4 protein-coding genes are annotated in these 3,532 nt (G+C 49.4%); all 4 read right to left on the bottom strand.

Translation table 11 applies throughout. The features are described from left to right. The coding region (gatB, locus tag WBV27_RS10040; RefSeq protein WP_424201694.1) for an Asp-tRNA(Asn)/Glu-tRNA(Gln) amidotransferase subunit GatB at positions 1-1,343 on the bottom strand (1,343 nt) is incomplete at its 3' end. 12 nt (positions 1,344-1,355) lie between these two features. Continuing rightward, a complete protein-coding gene (gene gatA / locus WBV27_RS10035) occupies positions 1,356-2,810 on the bottom strand; it encodes an Asp-tRNA(Asn)/Glu-tRNA(Gln) amidotransferase subunit GatA (protein ID WP_424201692.1) in 1,455 nt (484 codons plus the stop codon). Continuing rightward, positions 2,807-3,112, bottom strand: coding sequence for an Asp-tRNA(Asn)/Glu-tRNA(Gln) amidotransferase subunit GatC (gene gatC / locus WBV27_RS10030; protein ID WP_068620989.1), 306 nt, complete (start codon positions 3,110-3,112; stop codon positions 2,807-2,809). The genes gatA and gatC overlap by 4 nt, the downstream gene beginning before the upstream one ends. 138 nt (positions 3,113-3,250) lie before the next feature. Then, on the bottom strand, positions 3,251-3,532 hold a 282-nt coding region (locus WBV27_RS10025), incomplete at its 5' end, for a CamS family sex pheromone protein (RefSeq protein ID WP_424201689.1).

Here is a 3,532-nt window from a genome sequence, read left to right as displayed (position 1 = left end):
AGGAAGCCTTTGGCGCGGTCTTTTCCGGCTTTGAAGTCGTCAACGGATTGTTGGCTGTTGTCCAAAACGGCGTTGATGATCGGCAACAGTTGCGACGGATCGCTCATTTGGATCAGGCCTTCTGATTCGACGACTGCTTTTGCGTCGCCGCCTTTTGTTGCCAACAGGCGGAAGACTTTTTTGGCGATTTTCGTGCTGATGGTGCCGTCTTCGATCAACGTGATCATGCCGGCAAGGTTAGCTGGCGTCAGTTTCGTGTCGGCCAGTTCCACTTTTTCGCTGTTCAGGTAGGCTGATACTTCGCCCATCAACCAGTTGGAAGCCAATTTGGCATCCGCTCCTGCCGCAAGGGTGCCTTCGAAGAAGTCGGACATTTCTTTCGAAAGTGTCAATACCATTGCATCGTACTCAGGTAGGTCGTATTCAGAAATGTATCTTTCACGGCGTTTTGCTGGCATTTCCGGAATGCTGGCTTTTACGCGGTCGATCCATTCTTGGGAAACGGTCAAGCCCGGCAGATCCGGTTCCGGGAAGTAACGGTAATCACTTTCGCCTTCTTTGACGCGCATCAGGATTGTTTCGCCATTTGTTTCATCGAAACGGCGTGTTTCTTGTTGGATGACCCCGCCAGCGTTCAATACTTGTGCTTGGCGTTTTTCTTCATGAGCCAAACCTCTGCGGACGAAGTTGAAGGAGTTCAGGTTCTTCAATTCTGTCTTCGTGCCGAATTTTTCTTGGCCGAATGGGCGGATGGAAATGTTGGCATCGCAACGCATGGAGCCTTCTTCCATCTTAACATCGGATACATCTGTGTACATGATGATTTGGCGTACGGCATCCAGATAAGCATAAGCCTCTTCAGGAGAGCGCATATCCGCTTCCGATACGATTTCGATCAACGGCGTTCCTTGACGGTTCAAATCGACATAGGAATAGCCGTCCGATCCGTGCATGTTTTTGCCGGCATCTTCTTCAAGATGGACGCGCTCGATGCGGATCTTTTTCTTAACGCCTTCCACTTCGATTTCAACCCAGCCGTCATGGCCGATTGGGTTATCCAATTGCGAAATTTGGTAAGCTTTCGGATTGTCCGGGTAGAAGTAGTTTTTGCGGTCGAAATGCGTTTCCGTCGAGATTTCGCAGTTCAAAGCCAAAGCAGCCTTCATGCAGAATTCGATAGCTCTTTTATTGATGACAGGCAAGACGCCCGGGTAGCCCCAGTCGATGACGTTTGTGTTTGTGTTCGGTTCTGCCCCAAAGTGTGCTGGAGATGGGGAGAACATTTTTGATTCAGTTTTCAATTCCACATGGACTTCCAGTCCGATGACTGTTTCATAATTCATGATGTTTTCCTCCTACAGGTTTGGGTGTTGGTCAAGATAGTCGTTCGCTTGTTCCAAGGCAAAAGCGGCTTGATAGATTTTTGCTTCTTCGAAGTAGTTACCGATCAATTGGATACCGATCGGCATGCCGTCAGCCGAGAAGCCGCCAGGAACGGAAATGGCCGGAACGCCCGCCAAGTTGATCGTTACGGTCAACAAGTCGTCCATGTACATAGCCAATGGATCGTCGTTCTTTTCGCCGATTCCGAAAGCAGTCGTTGTAGTGGTAGGCCCCAGGATCAGATCGTAACCTGCGAAGATGTTCGCGAAGTCGCGTTTGATCAGCGTGCGGACCTGACCCGCTTTTTTGAAGTAAGCATCGTAGAAACCGGCGCTCAATGAGAAGGATCCCAACATGATGCGGCGTTTCACTTCCATCCCGAAACCTTCGGAACGGCTCTTGATGTACAATTCATCCAATGAATTCACATTTTCTGCGCGGTAGCCGTAACGCACACCGTCGAAACGTTGCAGGTTGGACGAAGCTTCCGAAGAAGCGATGATGTAATAAGCAGGGATTCCGTAAGCCAAAGTCGGCATGCTGACTTCTTCCACGGTAGCGCCCATTTCTTCGAATTGGGCAGCTGCTTTTCTTACAGCCTCTTGGATTTCAGCGGATACGCCTTCTTGGAAATATTCTTTCGGCAAAGCAATCTTCATGCCTGCTACATTTCCGTTCAGGTTCGCACTGAATTTAGGTACTTCCAGCTTCATGCTGGTCGAATCTTTGGCATCATAGCCGCTGATTGCTTCCAACAACAAAGCGTTGTCGGTTACGTTGCGTGTCATCGGACCGATTTGGTCAAGGCTGGACGCAAAAGCGATCAAGCCGTAACGGGATACGCGGCCATATGTCGGTTTCATGCCGACGATGCCGTTGAAGGCAGCCGGTTGGCGGATACTTCCGCCTGTGTCGGAACCCAATGAAGCGACAACTTCGCCGCTGGCAACCGCAGCAGCGGAGCCACCGGATGAACCGCCGGGAACTTTTGTCAGGTCCCAAGCATTTTTGGTTTTTTTGTAGTAGGAGTTTTCTGTGCTTCCGCCCATGGCAAATTCGTCCATGTTCAGTTTTCCGACGTTGACTGCGCCGGCTTGCTTCAATTTTGTGACGACGGTTGCGTCATAGATCGGCATGAAGTCGCCCAACATGCGGCTCGCCGCTGTTGTTGTCACGCCTTCTGTGACGATGTTGTCTTTGATCCCTAAAGGAATACCGTTCAGGACATTGCCGTCCGCGTAGCCTTTTTCGTCAGCTGCTTGCGCTTGTTTCAAGGCGCCTTCTTCGTTCAAAGCCAAGAATGCTTCCACTTTTCCGTCTGTTTCAGCGATGCGTTTGAAGGCTGCTTGTGTCAGTTCCACGGAAGAGAATTCTTTGTTGACTAAGCCTTCGTGCAGGCTCGTTAGCGTTTCGTTGAAAATACTCATGCGCCTTCCACCTCGTTATCTAAAATTGCCGGCACTTGGATCATGCCGTCTTCGGCTGTCTTGACGTTTTTGAATAAGAGGTCGCGATCCGTTCCTGGTTCCGCTACATCTTCGCGCATGACATTCTTCAATGCATAGCCATGGGAAGTCACGGGTACATCCGTTGTATCGACTGCTTCCAATTGTTCCACCATGTCGATGATGTCGCCCAATTGTTCTGTAAAATGTTTAATTTCGTGAGGAGCGAATTCCAGCTTGGCCAGTTTTGCTACGTGACGCACTTGCTCTTCAGTGATTGCCATGTAATACCCTTCTTTCTGTCGTTTTGTGTAGTCATCGTTTTTTTACATACCTGTTCATTTTAGCATAAAAATCATCGGTTTGTGGGAGTTTTCTCATGTTTAAGGTACTTTCTGAAAACCGGCACAGGCTACTGTCCGCTAATCGAAGATATGGTAGCTGAAGCCCTGGCTGTCGTTTTCCCTTGTCAGGAATGATTCGATGCCGTTAATCGATTCAACCGTGATCTCAACAGGAATATTTTGGGGCAGGAAACGCCCTGCTGCATCCGTTACATGCTGGGTGAAGGCGATGATTTCCGTTTCCCCATAGAACTGCGTCGTGATGTCGATTTCGAGCGACATCAGCTGTCCATCGATGTATTTGCCTTCACCGACGATCCCGTTCAGATTCGGGAAGAAATCCTGCACTTCATTTTTGAA

The sequence above is a fragment of the Trichococcus sp. genome (assembly GCF_049589555.1).
Lineage (GTDB): Bacteria > Bacillota > Bacilli > Lactobacillales > Aerococcaceae > Trichococcus.
This window is presented reverse-complemented; position numbering and strand designations above follow the sequence as displayed.